The organism is Simiaoa sunii, from assembly GCF_014337175.1.
Taxonomy (GTDB): Bacteria; Bacillota; Clostridia; order Lachnospirales; family Lachnospiraceae; genus Acetatifactor; species Acetatifactor intestinalis.
Window position 1 is genome coordinate 1,273,549 of sequence record NZ_CP060633.1, and the last position, 18,633, is coordinate 1,292,181.

Below are 18,633 nucleotides of genomic sequence, written 5' to 3' on the forward strand. Positions count from 1 at the left end.
TATGAAAAAAGGAATCATATCGATGTTGTGCATTGCACTGGCGGTGGGGACACTGACCGGATGCGGAAGTAAAAAAGAGGATAACAGACTGGTGATCTGGACGAATATGAACGTGGAAGTGGATACGCTCCAGAAATATGCAGATACCTGGGGAGAACAGAATGGATATGAGGTGGAGGTGATCCACCAGTCCCCGTCGGTGCAACAGTTTGCACAGGCGGTGAAAAGTGCTGAAGGACCGGATGCTGTAGTGGGTATCCCAAATGACCAGCTTGCGGATTATGTGAATGCAGGCCTGACAGCGGAAGTACCGGCAGAACTTTATAATGATGCGGATTTTTCCGAAGCTGCAGTTCAGGCATGCTATGTGGACGGCAAAAGATATGCAGCACCTCTTTCTGTGGAGACAACCGCTTTATTCTATAATACGGACATGGTAGAAAAAGTGCCTGCGACCTGGGAGGAACTGGTGGAACAGGCAGTGGAGAACGGCGGTGTGCAGTTTGATGCCACCAGTATCTATTATGATCTGGGATTTGTCAGAGCCTGCGGCGGCTATATTTTTAATTATCAGAATGGTGCTTATGATACGTCGGACATTGGCCTGGCAAATGATGGGGCAGTACAGGCGTATCATTTCCTTGATGATCTGTGCAACCGTTATGGCCTGATTACGGCAGATGTCACGGCAGATATTGCCAGAAGCAATTTCCAGAACGGAAAATGTGCGTACTATATTGGAGGCCCTTGGGATATTGACGGTTTTACTTCGGCAGAGACACCCTTTGGCATCACGGAGATGCCGACATTTCACGGTCAGGCATTCGTAACACCGGTGGGAACCCAGGTAAGCTTTGTGGGTAAGGACAGTGATAAACAGGAGCCGGCATGGAGTTTTATCAAATATCTGATTGAAAACGGTGCAAAAGATCTGTATGAAGCAGGTGACCGCATTCCTGCAAGACTGTCCGATCAGGAACTGGAAGAGATCAGGGAGAATGCTTACGCGAAAGCATTTATCGTACAGATCAATCAGGGAGAACCGATGCCTACCGTATCCGAGATGGGTCAGCTATGGAGCATTCATGTCAATAATATCCGTTCCATGTGGTCAGGTGAGCAGACTCCAGAGGAAGCGGCGAAAAATATGGTGGCGCAACTGGAAGAAGCTGTTGAATTGATGAATTCAGGAAAGTAGTGAAGATATGAAGAAGAAAAAGAATGGTATGGCATATGCCTATCTGGCACCCACACTGATTACCATATTGTTGGTGACTTGTCTGCCAATTCTGTATACGGTTATTTTGTCTTTCACGAATTATAATATGTACCATTTGGGAGATTACACTTTTGTGGGAGCAGACAATTATCTGACAGTTTTTTCCGGGAGTATTAAAAGTGTGTTTTTCCCGGTGCTTGGGTGGACGATATGTTTTGCGATATTCAGTACGGTGGGTTCCTATGCTATGGGACTGCTGCTGGCAATTCTTCTGAACAATCCGCATATGAAGGAATCCAAAATATATCGGGCAATACTGATCGTACCGTGGGCATTGCCGTCCACAATCGCTATTCTTGCATGGCAGGGATTGCTAAATGAGCAATACGGCGGGATCAATAATCTGCTTCATGTAATCGGAATTGCATGGAACATCCCATGGCTGACGAATCCCCTTTGGGCGAGGATTGGGCTGATCATTGTCAATGTATGGCTGGGATTTCCTTATATGATGAATGTCTGTCTGGGCGGTTTGCAATCCATCTCCACGGAATATTATGAAGCGGCGGAGATTGACGGGGCATCGAAGTTTCAATGCTTTAAAAGTATTACACTTCCCATGGTGACGAAGCTTTCTATCCCGTTGGTGATTTCTTCATTTGCGGCGAATTTCAACAATTTCGGAAATATCTATATGATAACACAGGGCGGTCCTGCCAGAGTAGACAACCAGTTCGCCGGTTATACGGATATTCTGGCAAGTACGACTTACAAAATGACTACATGGTCTAACCGGTACGAGTTGTCTGCTACATTTAGTGTACTGATCTTTATTATTGTCGGAACATTTACATTGGTGAACATGCATTTGTCCGGCTCATTCAAGGAGGTGGATTAAATGCTTGGCAGAGAGAAAATGAACGGTTCGGAAATGCGTGCGCTCTGGGGAAGCCGTATTGTAATCTGGATCACCATAATACTGGTGCTGTTTCCGGTAGTGTGGATCGTAATGTCTTCTTTTTCGGCGGGCGACAGTTTTTTTCTGTCCTCTCTCTTTCCGGAAAAGTTCAGTGTGGAACACTATGTGACGTTGTTTCGGGAGACGGATTTTACTGTATGGGTATGGAATTCCCTAAAGTTTTGCGTTATTGTGGCGACGATCCAGCTTGTGATCACTTCTCTGGCGGCATATGCATTCGCGAGACTGCGTTTTATCGGGAGAAAATATGGACTCATGTCGCTGCTGGTGCTGCAGGTATTTCCCAACAGTATGGCAGTGGCAGGCTACTATATTCTGATCTATAGGTTTGGGCTGGTTGACAGCAGTCTTGCGTTAATCTTTGTGCTGGCGGGAGGCAGTGCATACAATATCTGGCTGTTAAAATCCTATATTGATGGTCTGCCGGTGGAACTGGATGAGGCAGCAATGGTAGACGGGGCGAATCAGTTTCAGGTGTTTTACAAGATTATCATTCCGCTTGCCATGCCGCAGCTTGCGGTGATCTTCCTGTTTTCTTTTATAGCAACCTACAGCGAATATGTAATCACATCGATTTTTTTGCAGACACCGGGAAAAATGACGCTGGCGTTGGGATTACAGTCTTTTATCAGTGATCAGTTTGCTGCTCACTGGACGCTGTTTTCAGCAGCAGCGGTGATTTCATCCTTGCCAATTATGATTGTTTTCATGTGTCTGCAGAGATTTATCCAGAGTGGACTGGTGGCAGGCGGTGTGAAAGGATAAGCAATATAGATTTTAAAGACATAAATTTTACATAGTAATGATTGCTAGGAGGACCTCCCTTTGATAAAATGAATTTATCAAAGGGAGGTTTTCTTATGGAGACAAAATTAAATTACAAAAGAACGTTTCTGATCGGACTGGCTTTTCTTAGCATCTGTTCCTTCTGGCAGATGTATGACAACATCATCCCCCTGATCCTGCAGAATACCTATCATCTGGGCGAGACCATGACGGGAGCGGTGATGGCATTAGACAATGTGCTGGCGATCTTTCTGCTGCCGGTGTTCGGTACGTTGTCAGATAAGGTACATACGAAGCTTGGCAGAAGAATGCCCTTTATCGTGTCGGGTACGATCCTGGCAGTGATCTTCATGATGTTACTGCCGATGATCGACAATGCAGAAAAGGCAAGATGGGGCACCGGAGAGTCCTTCAGTAACCAGGTGATCTTCCTGGCGGTGCTGTTTTTCACCCTGGTGTCCATGGGACTGTATCGTTCCCCGGCAGTAGCACTGATGCCGGATGTAACCCCGAACCATCTGCGCAGCCGTGCCAATGCGGTGATCAATCTCATGGGAGCTGTGGGCGGTGTCTATGCTCTGATCATGATCAAAGTTCTGGTGGGCAAAGGTGAAACACCGGATTATCTGCCTTTATTTGCAAGTATTGCAGCAGTCATGGCGATCGCTGTGGGAATTCTCGTGATGACCATCCGGGAAAATAAGCTGCGGGAAGAAGTCGAGAAGGCAGAGGCGGCAATTGCAGAAACAATAGAAGAAAAAGCGATGGCTGAGGGCGTGGAAGCTGTCGGTGAGATCGAGGCAGTGGGAGATACCGGAGCGGTAAAAGCTTCCGACGGGAAAAAACAGACAGGAAAGACGGAAGGCACCAAGGGGATGCCGAAGGAAGTGAAGCGGAGTATGTATAAAATATACCCCATAAAGTGGACACGATAAGAAGAAGGGCTCCTTAAAAATGGACACAAGAAGAAAGGATAAAATCCTGGTTAGTGGACAATAAAAGAAGGGATTTCTTCTGGTAGATGATGTATAATAAAAGTATCTATCGGAGGAAATATGAAAGAATACACACCGAAACAAATTAGGGAACTCAAAGCTAACCCGTACACACTTAATGTGACAAAGAACAAGCTTTATTTTACAGCTAAATTTAAAGAAGATTTTTGGATCAGCTATCAGGCTGGTAACGCTCCAAGAAAAATTCTTCTGGATTTTGGATATAATCTAGAGTACTTTGGACAAAAACAGATAGATGACATTGTGCAAAGAATAAAGCGTCAGGCTCTATCGGGCAATGGCTTTACCGAGGGCGAAAACAGACAAAAAAGAATTCCTATGAAAGCAACAAATGAAGAGGACTTGTCATCACCGCAATCCATAGAACGTATGCAGAACGAGCTTTTGTATCTAAGACAAGAAGTAGAGTTTTTAAAAAAAATTATTATTGCGGACAATTCGAGGAAGAGAGATTAGTCATGGAGACTTCAGAAAGCAAATTTGAAATCATCCATGAGACGATAAATAAAGCAAATAATACATTGTCAGTTAAGATGCTCTGTGAAATAGCAGGAGTATCAAGATCCGGTTATTACAACTGGGTACATTCAGCGGATAAAAGAGCAGAAAAAGAAGCACAGGATAGAGCCGATTTTGAATTGGTATTAGCTGCATATAGCTTCAGAGGTTATGATAAAGGGGCTCAAGGAATCTATATGAGATTGTTACATATGAATCCGCCAATCGTTATGAATGTCAAGAAAATAAGACGGTTGATGAAGAAATATGGTCTTATATGTAACATAAGAAAGGCAAACCCTTACAGAAGGATGGCAAAGGCGATAAAGACGAATAGTGTTGCTGATAATCTTGTGAAACGGGAGTTTGAAAAATATGGTCCGAGAAGGATATTGCTTACGGATATAACCTATGTTCCATTTGATGGTCGATTCTGCTATCTATCAACAATTATAGATGCCTTTACAAAACAAATTTTATCGTATGTGTTAAGCGAATCTTTAGAAGTGGATTTTGTTTTGGAAACAGTCAACCTGATGATAGAAAAGCATGGAGTTTCCCTTACAACTAAAACAATCTTACATAGTGATCAAGGGTGCCATTATACGAGTTGCAGTTTTATACAACTTGTCAAAGATAAAGGCTTAAGACAGTCTATGTCCAGAAGAGGAAATTGTTGGGACAATGCACCTCAGGAAAGTTTCTTTGGACGTATGAAGGATCATATAGGAGACAGGCTAAAAGAATGTGGAACATATAGCGAGGTTCGTGCCATTATTGACGATTGGATGGATTATTATAACAATGATAGATATCAGTGGGAATTAGCGAAGCTTTCTCCCAATGAATACTATAAATATATAACAACAGGCATATATCCGATTAAGGGAAAAATCCCTTCTATGGATATGTATGATGAAGAAGGTAATAAAACAAACTGATATAGCCATCTACTGGTTAGAAAGAACAAATCCCTTCTTCTTAATTTGTCCTTGACAAGGGGTACACTTTAGTATTTCATGCTGGCGTCTATTTTCTTATGGTTTACCGCATATAATGCCGTGACCACAGCCTTTTCCCGCTACACGAAGGTAGTATGGAAGATGGAGGGCGGAAGCTTCGCCAACTGTCTGATGGTAGCGACGGTAGCTGCTATTCTGAGTTATATTCCCATTGGAAACATCTCTGCGAAGATCGGTCGTAAGAAGACTATCATGGGCGGTGTTCTGCTGATGGCAGCCTGCTATGGTGGCGCAATTTTTGCCAGAGAATATCACCCCATCATCAATGTGGCATTTGCCCTGATCGGTGTGGCATGGGCAGCCATCAATGTGAATTCCTATCCGATGATCGTGGCCATGAGCAGTGGCAGCGATGTGGGGAAATTCACCGGAACCTATTATACGTTCTCCATGGCAGCGCAGATCCTGACTCCGGTACTCTCCGGATTTCTGCTGGAAAACGTATCCTATAACACCCTGTTTCCCTATGCCCTGTTCTTCTCCCTGATGGCATTCCTTACTATGACCCAGGTACGTCACGGCGATGTGAAGCCCCAGAAGAAGGAGAGCATTCTGGAGAACTTTGATGTAGATGACTGATGCGGATAACTTCGGTATATACTTGGCAGGACGATACAATTTGACAAATGTGTTGTAAGCTCTTTGGAGAATCTTAAGAAATACCTACTTGAAAATAAAAGAGTAGTGGATTAAAGTAAAAGGCAGCGAATCTATACTGTGATAGAAACGGTATGGATTCGCTGTAAAAAGTTACAGGAAGATAGAAGGTTATAGGAATGAAAGTATTAGGAATCTTATTGATTGTTTTGGTGGTTCTCGCAGTTCTGTATTTTCTCATGATCATGCCGAGGATGCTGCACAAACCGGACACAGCCCCTTTTAAAGAATGGCTCTATGCTCACAGAGGTCTGCATGACAATGCCACAGACGCTCCGGAGAACTCCATGGCAGCATTCCGCAAGGCAGTGGACGCAGGCTTCGGTATCGAACTGGATATTCAGCTGACGAAGGATAGGATTCCCGTGGTGTTCCATGATTTTACCTTAAAAAGAGTCTGCGGCGGCGAAGGAAAAATCTGCGATTACACTTATGAGGAATTGCAGCAGTTTCATCTGTGTGAGTCCACGGAGAAGATCCCGAAGTTCGAGGATGTGCTTAAGATGGTGGACGGAAAAGTACCTCTGATCGTGGAGTTCAAGATCGAGCGTACCGACCTGTCCCTGTGTCCCATTGCGGATAAGATACTTCGGGCCTACAAGGGAATGTACTGCATGGAGTCCTTTAATCCGCTGGGAGTGTGGTGGTATCGCAAGAATCATCCGGAACTGGTGCGCGGACAGCTGTCCGATGCTTTCCTGAAGGAAGGAGAGTATGTGGGAGTATTGTATTTTATCCTGCAGAATCTGCTGTTGAACTTCGTGACGAAGCCGGATTTCGTGGCATACAATCATCATTATCCCGAGATCCTGTCAAGAAAGCTTTGCAGAGGCCTGTATCATAATACCGCAGCGGCCTGGACTATCAAGAGCCAGCAGGAGCTGGATGAAGCGAGAAAGCATTTCGATATCTTTATCTTTGACAGTTTCGTGCCTGAGGCGAGAAAGTAGCAGAAAAAATCATGTATACAAAAGAAAATCTGAAACCAGAACCGCATTCGCCCTATAAATAGTTACAAAAAAGGATCAGCCCCAAGGGACTGATCCTTTTAGTTTGTCTTGCTATTAAGCTACAACAGTAACGTTGGTAGCACGGATCTTGCTGCTGTTCTGAGGATCGCACTCGGTATCGAAAGTTACCTTCTGGCCCTCTTCCAGAGACTTGAAACCATCAGCATTGATTGCGGAAAAGTGTACGAATACTTCCTCGCCGTTAGCATCGTTGGTGATGAAACCATAACCCTTCTGAGCATTGAACCACTTAACTGTACCGTTATTCATTATTGGTACCTCCTTTAATAATTCAGGCTTTGCCTGATCCTTTTGATGATTCTAAAACGTAGGACAAAAAAATCACATATTTTTGTAAAGCATCCGTGAAAAAGTAGCAATGTCTTACAAAAATATGTGAGATCAATGACTTTCATTTAGAATACGGTTAGAGTATACCATTGCCCCAATCGAAATGTCAATAATTATCTTTGATTTTTAGACCTATTTTCTTATGGAAAAAGCATATGATTTTAAGAGCAACAGGATGCGGAGAATGACGATGGATCTTAGATTTTTGGGAAAAGTATTACAAGGGGCGCTGATCGGTCTGGGAGCGGTACTCCCGGGGATATCCGGCGGCGTTTTAAGTGTAGTGTTCGGAGTCTATCGACCGATCATGGAGCTTTTGTCGGATCCGGTACATAAGTGGCGGACCCATCTGCCGGAATTGTTCCCTTATATGATCGGATCGGCAGCAGGATTTTTAGGGGTGGCGAATCTGTTATCATATGTATTAGAGACTTACCCGGAGCCTTCTGTCTGCGTGTTTGTGGGACTGATCGTGGGAATGCTTCCCTCGTTGTGGAGAGAAGCGGGAGAACAGGGCAGGAATGTGGGAAATGTGATCTTATCCTGCGTGACATTCGTGGCAATGCTTAGTCTGTTATTCTGGCTGCAGAATTCCCAAAATACCGTGGAGCCGGGATTTTTCAGCTTTTTGTTCTGCGGCTTTGCCTTTGCTCTGTCGGTGATCGCTCCGGGCATGAGCTTTTCAACAATATTGATGCCCTTGGGACTGTATACGCCCTTTGTGGAAGGGATCGGTCATGTGAGATTGGAGGTTCTGCTTCCGGGAGTAGCAGGGTGCGTGGTGACTTTCATCTGTCTGGCAAAACTGGTAAACCGGCTGTTTGAGAGGCAGTATGCGTTGATGTTTCATGGAATTATCGGGATCGTCGGTGCAGCTACGGTTATGACCGTTCCCTGGGGCAGCTTTGCAACATCGGCGGATGCGGCATCCCGGAATCTGTTCTGCATGGCGGCGGGAATCGTGGCGGCAATACTCTTGGATTTTATGAATGAAAAACTGGCATGTTTTCCCGAAAATGAGACAGAATAAGATGTAAGAGTCTTATTATGGAAAAAGGAAGGTAGAAACATGCAGATGTATGCTGTGGTGGCAACGGGAGTGCTGGGACTGCTGATCGGTTTCTGGTTGGGCAGGAGCATCCGGTGGAACATGGAAGAAACAGAAGAAGAGGCGGTAAACAGACAGGAAGAGAGAAAAATAACAGGGAACAGACAGCTTGTTATGGAAGGCACCGCCATAGGGAGCCCGGTGAACGGCGAGATCAGGAAAATATCGCAGGATACTTTGCAGGACACAACGGAAGAAGCGGCGGATGACAATACTAAGTGCATTACCATTTTGCCATCGGACGGCAGAGTCTATGCCCCCACTGCAGGAAAAGTGCTGAAGCTTTATCCTATGGGCAACCGGATCCGTTTCCGCACGGACAGCGGGGTGGAGCTGCTATTGAATATCTGTAAGGATAAAGAAGAACTTCATAGCACTTATTACCGCTGTAATGTCCTGCCCAATGAGATCGTGAGAAAAGGCAAGCTTCTCGTAGAATTCGATCAGGAAGGGCTGGCGAGAGAAGGCGTGGATACGGCGGTGACAGTGGAGATGTGTCAGACACCTGACCGGGGACGGATCGTTCGTACCTGGAAGGATTATATCCGGGCGGGCGAGGAGCTGTTGTGGGTAGATTCCGTCTGCCTGCGGTAAGCTCCCGGAGTGGTATGGAAGGTATCCTGAAAGGCACGGAAAAAGGTACGGGAGCTGCCAAAGCCCGCATCCAGAGCAATCTGTGTCACGGATAGCTCCGTGGACAGCAGAAGGTCTCTGGCATAATCAAGTCTTCTGGAATTCACATAATCCGGGAAAGTGGTGTGGAACTTTTCCGTAAATATCCGGGAGAGGACAAAACGGCTGACACCGAATTCTTTCGAGAGACTGTCCAGGGACAATTCCTTCGTGTAGTTGGCATCCAGATAGAGAAGCAGCCTCTGCTCCAGCTCCAGATCCTCCGTGCTTTTCCGGGTCTGCAGGGGGAGAGAGGGTAGGAGATCTGCCAAAAGGAGCGTCAGATACCCTTCCGCATAGATCTGCACATCAGAAGGAGTGGGACGATCTTTTTCCATGGTGGAAGCCAGAGCCTCGAGTCCCTGTAAGGCAATGTGGCTGTGCTCCGAGAGGGTGGAGATGGCAAAATCATTGCGTGAGGGCTTTTTATTCTGGAAAAAATGTCGGAAGGAATGACAGAAATCCGGCTCGAAGATACAGAGCAGATTCTGACCGGGTTCCACATGTTTTAAGCCGTGCATCTGGTTCGGAAAAACGAGGACACCCTGACCGGGAGTCAGCGGAAATTCCTGCTGTTCCACAGTGACCGTGGTGGAACCACTTAAGACATAGATCAGCTCCAGCTGTCTGTGAAGATGGACGGCGTAAGGATTATTATTGGACAGATACAGATAGAGTTGTTCTTTGCGATTCTGATAAAAGAAACTCAAGGTGTTTTCCTCCTGCAACTTTTGTCACTATTATGACATTTATTCTATTGAAATGCAAGATTTGACACAAACTAATGGGAAATTGACACGCGATGTGACGGGATATCTGCTATACTGGTTTTATAAAATACGAAACAGCGGCAAAAGGCTGCGGAATGGAGATACTATGGACAAGACGAAGATACATAAAATGTGGATCGCCGATCAGGGCGACGGCACCTATTCCAACCCGATCCTGTATACGGATTACTCGGACCCGGATGCCATTCGTGTGGGAGAGGATTATTTTATGATCGCTTCCAGCTTCTGTAATACCCCCGCAGTTCCTCTGTTACATTCCAAGGATCTTGTGAACTGGAAGGTCATCAATTACATCATGGATAAACTTCCCTTTGAATATTATGACAAGCCGGTACACGGCTGCGGTACCTGGGCACCTGCCATCCGCTTCCATGAGGGAACTTACTACGTATTTATTCCCATGCCGGATGAGGGGATTATGATGTGCAAGACCACAGACCCGTGGGGCAAATGGAGTGAGCCTGCTTATGTCAGAAAGGTAGTGGGTTGGATCGATCCCTGTCCTTTCTGGGATGAGGACGGCAAAGCTTATATGGTGACGGCTTTCGCCAGAAGCCGTATCGGCTTCAAGAGCATGCTGTATATGTCTCCCATCGAACCGGACTGCTCCGGAGTGCTGGGTGACGGTCAGTTCATCTATGACGGTCATGCGACCCAGCCCACCATCGAGGGCCCGAAGCTGTATAAGAGAAACGGCTATTACTATATCTTCGCTCCGGCAGGGGGCGTGAAGCCTGGCTGGCAGACCGTACTGCGGTCGAAAAATATTTATGGTCCCTGGGAAGAGAAAATCGTCCTGCACCAGGGCAATTCCCCTGTCAATGGACCTCACCAGGGTGCCTGGGTGGATACGCCGGACGGACAGGACTGGTTCCTGCATTTCCAGGATGTGGGCAATGCGGGACGTATCGTACATTTACAGCCCATGCACTGGGAGAACGACTGGCCGGTGATCGGAGTAAATGCCGTGGACGGCTGTGGTGAGCCGGTACTGCGTTATAAGAAGCCGGAAGTGGGAGCTACATACCCCATCGATACCCCGGAGGACAGCGATTTCTTCGAAGGCGATTGCTTAGGACTGCAATGGCAGTGGAATGCCAATTATAAAAGGGAATGGTACGAGCTGAAAGACGGTCAGCTCCTTCTCCATGCACAGGCGGCGGATCCGAAGACACAGCTGTGCGACATCAGTAATCTGTTATTGCAGAAGTGGCCTGCACCGGAATTCTCTATTACCACCTGTCTGCAGCTGGAGCAGATGAAGGACGGTGATGTGGCAGGACTGGTATCGTTAGGCGGATGTTATACGGCACTTGCGGTGCAGAAAATCAATGGAAAAATGCAGTTACAGCAGCGCACCGGCAACTGGACGAAGGATGATGAGATACGCACCGGTCTGGGAGAATGGAACAGCGATGTGATCTATATGCAGATGAAGGTGGAGAAGGAGACTTACCGTACGTTCTACGTGGGAACCACGGAGGAAAACTTACAGCCTGTGGGACAGATGGTGGAAGCAACACCGGGCCGCTGGGTCGGTGTCAAGGACGGACTGTTTGCCATCAACGAACAGGGTGCGGCTGGCGGTTCGGTGGCTGCGGATTATTTTGTATATCAGGAACTGTAACTATTTATAGGGCGAAGTAACCACTATGAGCAAATAACATGCAAGCATGTTATTCAGGAAAGCCTAGTAGAGGCGATTTTGCGAATGGGGTGCTGAATAGTTACTGAATCATAAAATTACATTTCTATTTACAATGCAATGACAATGTGCTATTTTGGCAGATGTTAATGTAAGGATAAAGGAATGATGTAAATTATGACGGAAGAGAAAAAAATGTTATTTTCACAGGATGCATTGAGAAAATTACTGTGGCCGCTGATCATAGAACAGTTTCTGGCAATCGCAATGGGAATGGCTGACACAGTGATGGCAGCCAGCTGTGGAGAAGCTGTAGTATCCGGGATTTCGCTTGTGGACAGTATCTGTGTGCTACTGATCGGTCTGTTCACGGCCATGGCAAGCGGTGGTGCGGTCGTGGCAGCACAATACATGGGACACGGAGATAAGGAAATGGTAGGCCGGGCCTCCAATCAGCTGTTTATAGCGGTTGGGGGTGTGGCCCTTCTGTTTATGACGATAGCGCTGATCTGGAACAGGGGATTGCTGGCATTGCTTTACGGCAATGTGGAAGCGGATGTCATGAGTGCTGCAAGAATTTATTTTTATATTGTAGCCGCTTCCTTCCCTTTTCTGGGAATCTATAACGGTGGAGCAGCTCTGTTCCGTGCGGTAGGAGATTCCAAGGTGTCCATGAAGGTATCTCTGGTGGCAAATCTGGTAAATATTGCAGGAAATGCCATTTTGATCTACGGTGTTGGAATCGGTGCTGCAGGAGCGGCGTTGTCCACGCTTTTTTCCAGAGTATTGTCTGCGGTGCTGATCGTAGTGCTGCTTAAGAAAAGTGACAAGATCATCATGAGCAATCATTGGCGTCTGGATACCAAAATCCTTGGGAAAATCCTGTATATTGGCGTCCCGAACGGTCTGGAGAATAGTATTTTCCAGATCGGTAAGCTTCTGACCACCAGTCTGATCGCCGGATTTGGAATGGCAGCTACGACGGCAAATGCTGTAACAGGCAGCATTGCCAGCTTCCAGCAGATCCCTGCCAATGCCATCGGTGTGGCAATGATCACTGTGATCGGACAGTGCATCGGCGCAGGAGAAACAGAGCAGGCATTATATTATCTGAAAAAAATGATGAAAGTAGCATATGCCTGTATGATCCTGCTGGGCATTCCCATGATTATTTTTGCCCGGCCGATCTGCGGAATCTATCATCTGAGTCCGGAGACAATGAAAATAACTGTTTTTCTGTTATGTTACAGCTGTGTATGTTGTATGCTGGTGCATCCGTTGTCCTTTGCACAGTCGAATGCGCTTCGCGCTGCGGGAGATGTGAGATTCACCATGATCGTGGCGATCGCTTCCATGTGGCTCTGCCGTGTGGGCATGGCATATATTTTGGGACAGGGTCTGGGACTCGGCGTCATCGGCGTCTGGATCGCTATGACCATGGACTGGGTCGTACGGGCATTTTTGTTTACTAACAGGATACGGACGGGAAAATGGCTGAAGTATAAGGATCGGCTGGTGAAGTAAATCATGGTACTGTGCTAAAGTTTTACATTGACAGAATTTGTAATGTGTTTTAGCATGTTTTTATAGAAATAAAGTCGGGGTCAAGCATGTGGGCTTAGACCTTTTGATCCTGGCATCATAGAAAAATACATAAGCACATAAAGTGCAGAAATGAGGCAGAACATGAGCAAAAAGCCCTATGCAGAGCGTAATTTAAAATTCGAGACATTACAGTTACATGTGGGACAGGAGCAGCCCGATCCCGTGACCGGTGCGAGAGCCGTTCCCATTTATCAGACATCTTCTTATGTTTTCCGCAACTGCGACCATGCGGCAGCACGCTTTGGACTGGAGGATCCCGGTGAGATCTACGGCCGTCTGGGCAACCCTACCCAGGGTGTCTTCGAACAGCGTATTGCGGCATTGGAGGGCGGTACCGCAGCTCTGGCAGTAGCCAGCGGAGCAGCAGCCATCTGCTATACGATCCAGAACCTGGCAAAACAGGGAGATCACATTGTTTCTGCAAATAATATATACGGCGGAACCTACAATCTGCTGGCGCATACCCTGGTGGACTACGGTGTGACCACTACTTTCGTGGCTCCTTCCGATTATGACAGGATCGAAGCAAGCTTCCGGGAGAACACCAAGGCGCTCTACATCGAGACCCTGGGCAATCCCAATTCTGATGTGGTAGACATCGAGCGTCTGGCACAGATCGCCCATGCACACAAGGTGCCTCTGGTAGTGGACAATACTTTTGCTACCCCTTATCTGGTACGACCTTTTGAGTACGGCGCAGATATCGTGGTACATTCTGCAACCAAATTCATCGGCGGACACGGCACCAGCTTAGGTGGTGTGATCGTAGAGAATGGTAAATTTGACTGGGAGGGCAGTGGCAAGTTCCCTCATCTGTGCACTCCGAATCCCAGCTATCATGGTGTGACTTTCACTAAGGCAGCACCGGGCGCGGCTTTTGTGACCGCTATCCGTGCAATGCTCCTTCGTGATATGGGCGGCTGCATTTCCCCTTTCCATGCTTTTATTTTCTTACAGGGACTGGAGACACTGTCTCTGCGCGTGGAGCGTCATGTGGAGAATGCACTGAAAGTTGTACAGTATCTGAACAATCATCCGCAGGTAGAACGTGTGCATCATCCTTCCGTATCCACCGATCTGGAGCAGCAGGAGTTGTATAAGAAATATTTCCCGAACGGAGGCGGTTCCATCTTCACCTTCGAGATCAAGGGCGGCAAGGAGACAGCGAAAAAGTTCTGTGATAATCTGGAGCTGTTCTCACTTCTGGCAAACGTGGCAGATGTGAAGTCTCTGGTCATCCATCCGGCTTCCACCACCCATGCACAGCTGTCTGAGGAAGAGCTGAATGAGCAGGGCATCTACAGCAATACGATTCGTCTGTCTATCGGTACGGAGAATATTGATGATATCATCGAGGATCTGGAAGGCGGTTTCCAGTCTGTTTAAGGAGAGACCATGCTTTCATTAGCTGTTTTCTATTTTGTATTTTTAGGAACAGAGTATTTGTTTGATAACCGGATGGCGTTATATACGGATCCCACAGGAGTAGTGCTGGCGCAGAGCTATATCCTGGGAGTCAGTGCACTGGGTTTTCTGGCATATTCTCTGATAGAAAAATGGAAAAGCAAATCCGGGAATCCCACTGCGTTCAAGGCAGCGGGATTCTTCTTGCCGGTGCCAGTGATCGCAGGATATGTACTGCTGTTTGCCGGGACCGGGTACCGGGTACTATTGGGCAGCGGGTGTTTTCTGTTCCTGATACTGGGATACCTGGGCAGCAGGACACATTACCTGGCGGCACAGCTGCTTAGGGGAAGCAGGCATCCGGCGAAGACCGTGAGTGTGGCTTATGCCGTGGGGCTGCTCCTTCAGTTTCTGAATCACAATCTGTTGTGGGGAGAGACAGTGGAAGGTATCTTTCTGGCGGGAAGTTTTGTGATGCTGTGGGTACTGACTGTCGGAATGGCGCAGAATGCACTGCCAGGATACCACAGGAGACAGAAGGCAGAGGACGGAGAAACGGTGTCGGTGAAAAACGCGCAGGAAGGTGTTGCTGCGGAACGGATATCATGGAGGAATCCCCGGCTGGCAGGTGTGGCATTACTGGTGACGGTTGTTCTGATGACTTGTATCTTCGCAACGCTGGACAATGCTGTGACATTGGCGCATGCAGCGGGTACCATGGATATCGGCCAGTGGCCGAGACTGTTCTTAGCACTGAGCGGACTTTTGGCAGGAGTACTGTTTGATCTGAATAACGGAAGATATCGTGGACTGATCATGTATGCGGTGACGATCCTGTCGACCATCTGTGTGCTGATCATCGAAAGCGGCGGATCGTTTCTGCCGGGACTGTTGATCTTCTATGTGTCTGCGGGATTTTTCGTGGTGTTTTTCACGAACGGATTTCTCCAGTTGTCCTATCGCATGCAGGATGGCAGGCTATGGGCAGGTATGGGAAGAGCGGCGAACAATCTGGGCGCTGTGATCACAGGAGTAGCTTCTGTAAGCCTGCTGACCGGAGAAGATCATATCCTGACAGCAGTACTGGGACTGGTACTGTTCGTGCTGATCAGCGTGGCACTGTTATGGTATTATAGTTGTACGCAGCTCGTAAAGTCTCCCGAAGAAATGGGAAATCGTGAAATGTCCGGCAGTCAGGGTCGGCTGGAGAGATTTGCGGAAGCTTATGATCTCACGGAACGGGAGAGGGAAGTGCTGCAGCTCCTGCTGCTATCCGATGACGGAATGCAGGAGATTGCCGACAGTCTCTTTGTCTCCCGCGCGATGCTCTATAGGCATGTTTCTGCGCTGAATGAGAAGACCGGCACCAGGAGCCGCATCGGACTGATCCAGTTCTACTACAACTGGGAAGAAGATAAGAAATAGCGAGAGAACGAGAAAGGCACAGCCCTGTGAGGGACTGTGCTTTTTTAATTCATAGGAAATTTCTTCCTATGAATTAAAAAAGCTCCGCAGGGATCGCACCGCGGCGGTTATGAAATATGTCGCAAAAGCGACCCGCCGCAGGCGGAGAATCTCGCAAGCGAGATTCTTTTTTATCGTGCGCCTTGCAGCGCACGTCGCGTGGGTATGAGAGACGGATTGACGATGTGATACCCACGGAGCAGAGGAAGCGCGGGTATGAGAGACGGATTGACGATGTGATACCCACGGAGCAGAGGAAGCGCGGGTATGAGAGACGGATTGACGATGTGATACCCACGGAGCAGAGGAAGCGCGGGTATGAGAGAAGGATTGACGATGTGGTACCCACGGAGCAGAGGAAGCGCGGGTATGAGAGACGGATTGACATTGTGATACCCACGGAGCAGAGGAAGCGAGGGTATGAGAGACAGATTGACATTGTGATACCCATGGACGCAGAAAATGCGTGGATTTGGCAGGTTGAGACAAATGTCAACTTGAAAAAGGCAGGTATCCTATGAATATATATAAGTATATTATAAAAGGAGGACTTGCGCAGATGTACAAAAGCAGAAGAAAGATATTTGTTTTTTTACTGGCACTGGTGCTGCTATTGGGAGTTTTGCCGGAATTTCATGTAAGAGCAGAGGACAACAGCCAGACATATAAGGTGGGCGCGGATGATCATACACTGTGGGACAGGGTGCAGGATGGTGTATTCCAATATGCTGCCGGTAGTATGGAAATAGAAGGAACCGGATTACAGGGGGATGCTGCACAGGCGGATGTGGAAGCAGGAACAGAGATTACCATAACACTGACACCGAGCAAGGATTGTGTGCTGAGAAGCTTTATGGTGAATGGTCAGAGCATTGCAGTAGCAAGCATGACCACAAATGGTGCTTCGTATATTTATAAAACCAAGGTAGAAAATGCGGATCTGAAATTTGAACCCAGTTTCGAAGCATCGGGAGGAAATGTCCCTGGACCGAATCCGGGAACGGGAAACAATATCTGTTTTCGATTAGAAGGTGACGGTATCTCTTCAAACGATTATGCCACATGGAAAAATAATAATATCGAAATCTATATAGGAATTGAAAATACCTATAAGACTTTGCAAGAATGGATCGGGGAAAACAAAATTTCCGTGGATGGAGCAGAATACAGAGTGGTCGATTCTGTGGACACGGTAAAAGTATATGTACTTAACAGCGGTTCCGGAAAATACATGATTCAGGGAGCCGGAAGTTCACAGGAAAATGCGGTGACATGGACGGAAAAAGGAATCCACTCCATTCAGGTAGACAAAGAGAGAATTACAATAACATGGGGATATGATTCGATAACCTACGGAGAGGATGCTTATCTGGAGCATGGCACAGCCCGGATCATTCAAATAAATGATGCTGCACCCAATACCAATGATTCTTATGGAAACAATGCAGGAGACAACAGAGGCGGGAATCTGGTGGTGCAGCCGGGGGATAAGGTTACCGTGGAATTGAAGCCGGATTACGGATACCAGTTAACGAATGTTTCATTAAATGGGGAAAAACTTAAAGCGGCAAAGGATGTTTCTACGTTTACTTTTACGATGCCAAATACCCAGATCCATTTTAAAGGAATCTTTGAAAAAGCGGAGGACACGGTGGACACTTCGGCAGCAAAGGAAGTGACTTCCGCATCCATCAGTAACGGCGCCAATGCAGCAGGAAGCGGCAATCTGCAGCTGACAGTTGCCGACAGTACCGGATACGATATGACGGCGGCACAACAGAAAGTGGCAGGAGCGGTATCGGCGCAGGCAGTGGAACTGGATCTGAACCAGATCGTAGCCAAAGGGGATGGCACGAACTGGGAAACAACGATTACGGAATTTACCAATCCGATCACCTTAAGTCTTGGAATCAACAATTACGATGCAAATTATGACTACGTGGTAGTGAGAGATCATAACGGAACTACCACTGCATTGCCTACGAAAGTGATCGATGGAAAAGTCACCTTCGAGACCAATCAATTTTCTACCTATGTCATTGTGAAAAAGGAAAAGACGACCGCAGGTACCAGTACCGGTGGAAGCTCTCACGAGGATTCTAAAGGAAACGATAACAACAGTTCTGATGCACAGCCTGCTGCAACACAGGCAGTGACGCAGGAATTGGATGTAGTACCGAAGACGGGAGAAGGCATCGCAACTTATATAACGGAGATCATGTTACTTTTCGGGGGAATTCTTCTGATTACTATGGGAATCTTACTTCAGAGAAAGCGCGGATAAAAAAGCATTAGGAAATCTACCTTGCAAAACAGAAATAAGTTCAGTATAATATAAACGAAAACCAAAAACAGTCAGCTGAAAGGCCGCAGTAATGCGGCTTTTTTAAGACATACAAGTTAGCA

Annotated in this window: 18 protein-coding genes; 16 read left to right on the forward strand and 2 right to left on the reverse strand. The window is 47.1% G+C overall.

Annotation, left to right across the window (positions count from 1 at the left end; genetic code table 11):
* The first annotated feature begins 1 nt into the window (after nucleotide 1).
* The 8 genes from H9Q77_RS05970 to H9Q77_RS06005 all read left to right on the forward strand — a co-directional run bounded on the left by H9Q77_RS05970 (nucleotide 2) and on the right by H9Q77_RS06005 (nucleotide 7,127).
* Nucleotides 2-1,198 carry a sugar ABC transporter substrate-binding protein gene (locus tag H9Q77_RS05970; RefSeq protein ID WP_118547915.1) on the forward strand — a complete coding sequence of 399 codons (1,197 nt, stop codon included), beginning with the start codon at nucleotides 2-4 and terminating at the stop codon, nucleotides 1,196-1,198.
* A gap of 7 nt (nucleotides 1,199-1,205) precedes the next feature.
* A complete protein-coding gene (locus H9Q77_RS05975; RefSeq protein WP_022153473.1) occupies nucleotides 1,206-2,117 on the forward strand; it encodes a carbohydrate ABC transporter permease in 912 nt (303 codons plus the stop codon).
* A complete protein-coding gene (locus H9Q77_RS05980; RefSeq protein ID WP_022153472.1) occupies nucleotides 2,118-2,963 on the forward strand; it encodes a sugar ABC transporter permease in 846 nt (281 codons plus the stop codon).
* A gap of 95 nt (nucleotides 2,964-3,058) precedes the next feature.
* Entirely contained in the window at nucleotides 3,059-3,919 is an 861-nt protein-coding gene (locus tag H9Q77_RS05985; protein ID WP_249326832.1) for an MFS transporter, read from the forward strand.
* Between the two features lie 120 nt (nucleotides 3,920-4,039).
* Nucleotides 4,040-4,456, forward strand: coding sequence for an HTH domain-containing protein (locus tag H9Q77_RS05990; protein ID WP_118552499.1), 417 nt, complete (start codon nucleotides 4,040-4,042; stop codon nucleotides 4,454-4,456).
* Between the two features lie 2 nt (nucleotides 4,457-4,458).
* Entirely contained in the window at nucleotides 4,459-5,439 is a 981-nt protein-coding gene (locus tag H9Q77_RS05995) for an IS3 family transposase (RefSeq protein ID WP_118552497.1), read from the forward strand.
* Between the two features lie 78 nt (nucleotides 5,440-5,517).
* Entirely contained in the window at nucleotides 5,518-6,099 is a 582-nt protein-coding gene (locus tag H9Q77_RS06000) for an MFS transporter (protein WP_249326833.1), read from the forward strand.
* 197 nt (nucleotides 6,100-6,296) lie between these two features.
* A complete protein-coding gene (locus H9Q77_RS06005) occupies nucleotides 6,297-7,127 on the forward strand; it encodes a glycerophosphodiester phosphodiesterase family protein (protein WP_118692141.1) in 831 nt (276 codons plus the stop codon).
* Between the two features lie 114 nt (nucleotides 7,128-7,241).
* Here H9Q77_RS06005 and H9Q77_RS06010 read toward each other — a convergent pair whose 3' ends face one another.
* A complete protein-coding gene (locus tag H9Q77_RS06010) occupies nucleotides 7,242-7,457 on the reverse strand; it encodes a cold-shock protein (protein ID WP_022154211.1) in 216 nt (71 codons plus the stop codon).
* 265 nt (nucleotides 7,458-7,722) lie between these two features.
* Between H9Q77_RS06010 and H9Q77_RS06015 the strand changes: the two genes are divergently transcribed.
* Together H9Q77_RS06015 and H9Q77_RS06020 are read left to right on the forward strand one after the other, a co-directional pair.
* Nucleotides 7,723-8,568, forward strand: coding sequence for a DUF368 domain-containing protein (locus tag H9Q77_RS06015; protein WP_249326834.1), 846 nt, complete (start codon nucleotides 7,723-7,725; stop codon nucleotides 8,566-8,568).
* 39 nt (nucleotides 8,569-8,607) lie between these two features.
* Nucleotides 8,608-9,240, forward strand: a complete 633-nt coding sequence (locus tag H9Q77_RS06020) for a PTS glucose transporter subunit IIA (RefSeq protein ID WP_249326836.1) — start codon at nucleotides 8,608-8,610, stop codon at nucleotides 9,238-9,240.
* On the opposite strand, the gene H9Q77_RS06025 is transcribed toward H9Q77_RS06020, so the two are convergent.
* On the reverse strand, nucleotides 9,186-10,028 hold the full coding sequence (locus H9Q77_RS06025; protein ID WP_249326837.1) for an AraC family transcriptional regulator: 843 nt from the start codon (nucleotides 10,026-10,028) through the stop codon (nucleotides 9,186-9,188). The two genes, H9Q77_RS06020 and H9Q77_RS06025, sit on opposite strands and share 55 nt — an antisense overlap.
* Nucleotides 10,029-10,194: 166 nt before the next feature.
* On the opposite strand from H9Q77_RS06025, the gene H9Q77_RS06030 reads away from it, so the two are divergent.
* The 6 genes from H9Q77_RS06030 (at nucleotide 10,195) to H9Q77_RS06055 (ending at nucleotide 18,511) form a co-directional block, all read left to right on the forward strand.
* Nucleotides 10,195-11,736: a glycoside hydrolase family 43 protein gene (locus H9Q77_RS06030; protein ID WP_249326838.1), complete on the forward strand. Its 1,542-nt coding sequence runs from the start codon at nucleotides 10,195-10,197 to the stop codon at nucleotides 11,734-11,736.
* A 195-nt stretch (nucleotides 11,737-11,931) separates the two neighbouring features.
* Nucleotides 11,932-13,278, forward strand: a complete 1,347-nt coding sequence (locus H9Q77_RS06035) for an MATE family efflux transporter (RefSeq protein WP_249326840.1) — start codon at nucleotides 11,932-11,934, stop codon at nucleotides 13,276-13,278.
* A 162-nt stretch (nucleotides 13,279-13,440) separates the two neighbouring features.
* Nucleotides 13,441-14,745, forward strand: coding sequence for an O-acetylhomoserine aminocarboxypropyltransferase/cysteine synthase family protein (locus H9Q77_RS06040; protein WP_249326841.1), 1,305 nt, complete (start codon nucleotides 13,441-13,443; stop codon nucleotides 14,743-14,745).
* Between the two features lie 9 nt (nucleotides 14,746-14,754).
* Nucleotides 14,755-16,188, forward strand: coding sequence for a response regulator transcription factor (locus H9Q77_RS06045; protein ID WP_249326842.1), 1,434 nt, complete (start codon nucleotides 14,755-14,757; stop codon nucleotides 16,186-16,188).
* A 116-nt stretch (nucleotides 16,189-16,304) separates the two neighbouring features.
* Nucleotides 16,305-16,748, forward strand: a complete 444-nt coding sequence (locus H9Q77_RS06050) for a hypothetical protein (protein ID WP_249326843.1) — start codon at nucleotides 16,305-16,307, stop codon at nucleotides 16,746-16,748.
* A gap of 38 nt (nucleotides 16,749-16,786) precedes the next feature.
* Nucleotides 16,787-18,511, forward strand: a complete 1,725-nt coding sequence (locus tag H9Q77_RS06055) for an InlB B-repeat-containing protein (RefSeq protein WP_249326845.1) — start codon at nucleotides 16,787-16,789, stop codon at nucleotides 18,509-18,511.
* Nucleotides 18,512-18,633: the final 122 nt, after the last annotated feature.

What these genes read in the sequence shown, in the direction of transcription:
- H9Q77_RS05975 (WP_022153473.1), top strand. Translation starts at nt 1,206, where the DNA reads ATGAAGAAGAAAAAGAATGGTATGGCATATGCCTATCTGGCACCCACA.
- H9Q77_RS05985 (WP_249326832.1), top strand. Translation starts at nt 3,059, where the DNA reads ATGGAGACAAAATTAAATTACAAAAGAACGTTTCTGATCGGACTGGCT.
- H9Q77_RS05970 (WP_118547915.1), top strand. Translation starts at nt 2, where the DNA reads ATGAAAAAAGGAATCATATCGATGTTGTGCATTGCACTGGCGGTGGGG.
- H9Q77_RS06050 (WP_249326843.1), top strand. Translation starts at nt 16,305, where the DNA reads ATGTCGCAAAAGCGACCCGCCGCAGGCGGAGAATCTCGCAAGCGAGAT.
- H9Q77_RS05990 (WP_118552499.1), top strand. Translation starts at nt 4,040, where the DNA reads ATGAAAGAATACACACCGAAACAAATTAGGGAACTCAAAGCTAACCCG.
- H9Q77_RS06000 (WP_249326833.1), top strand. Translation starts at nt 5,518, where the DNA reads ATGCTGGCGTCTATTTTCTTATGGTTTACCGCATATAATGCCGTGACC.
- H9Q77_RS05980 (WP_022153472.1), top strand. Translation starts at nt 2,118, where the DNA reads ATGCTTGGCAGAGAGAAAATGAACGGTTCGGAAATGCGTGCGCTCTGG.
- H9Q77_RS06045 (WP_249326842.1), top strand. Translation starts at nt 14,755, where the DNA reads ATGCTTTCATTAGCTGTTTTCTATTTTGTATTTTTAGGAACAGAGTAT.
- H9Q77_RS06040 (WP_249326841.1), top strand. Translation starts at nt 13,441, where the DNA reads ATGAGCAAAAAGCCCTATGCAGAGCGTAATTTAAAATTCGAGACATTA.
- H9Q77_RS06010 (WP_022154211.1), bottom strand. Translation starts at nt 7,457, where the DNA reads ATGAATAACGGTACAGTTAAGTGGTTCAATGCTCAGAAGGGTTATGGT.
- H9Q77_RS06035 (WP_249326840.1), top strand. Translation starts at nt 11,932, where the DNA reads ATGACGGAAGAGAAAAAAATGTTATTTTCACAGGATGCATTGAGAAAA.
- H9Q77_RS06015 (WP_249326834.1), top strand. Translation starts at nt 7,723, where the DNA reads ATGACGATGGATCTTAGATTTTTGGGAAAAGTATTACAAGGGGCGCTG.
- H9Q77_RS05995 (WP_118552497.1), top strand. Translation starts at nt 4,459, where the DNA reads ATGGAGACTTCAGAAAGCAAATTTGAAATCATCCATGAGACGATAAAT.
- H9Q77_RS06005 (WP_118692141.1), top strand. Translation starts at nt 6,297, where the DNA reads ATGAAAGTATTAGGAATCTTATTGATTGTTTTGGTGGTTCTCGCAGTT.
- H9Q77_RS06030 (WP_249326838.1), top strand. Translation starts at nt 10,195, where the DNA reads ATGGACAAGACGAAGATACATAAAATGTGGATCGCCGATCAGGGCGAC.
- H9Q77_RS06020 (WP_249326836.1), top strand. Translation starts at nt 8,608, where the DNA reads ATGCAGATGTATGCTGTGGTGGCAACGGGAGTGCTGGGACTGCTGATC.
- H9Q77_RS06055 (WP_249326845.1), top strand. Translation starts at nt 16,787, where the DNA reads ATGTACAAAAGCAGAAGAAAGATATTTGTTTTTTTACTGGCACTGGTG.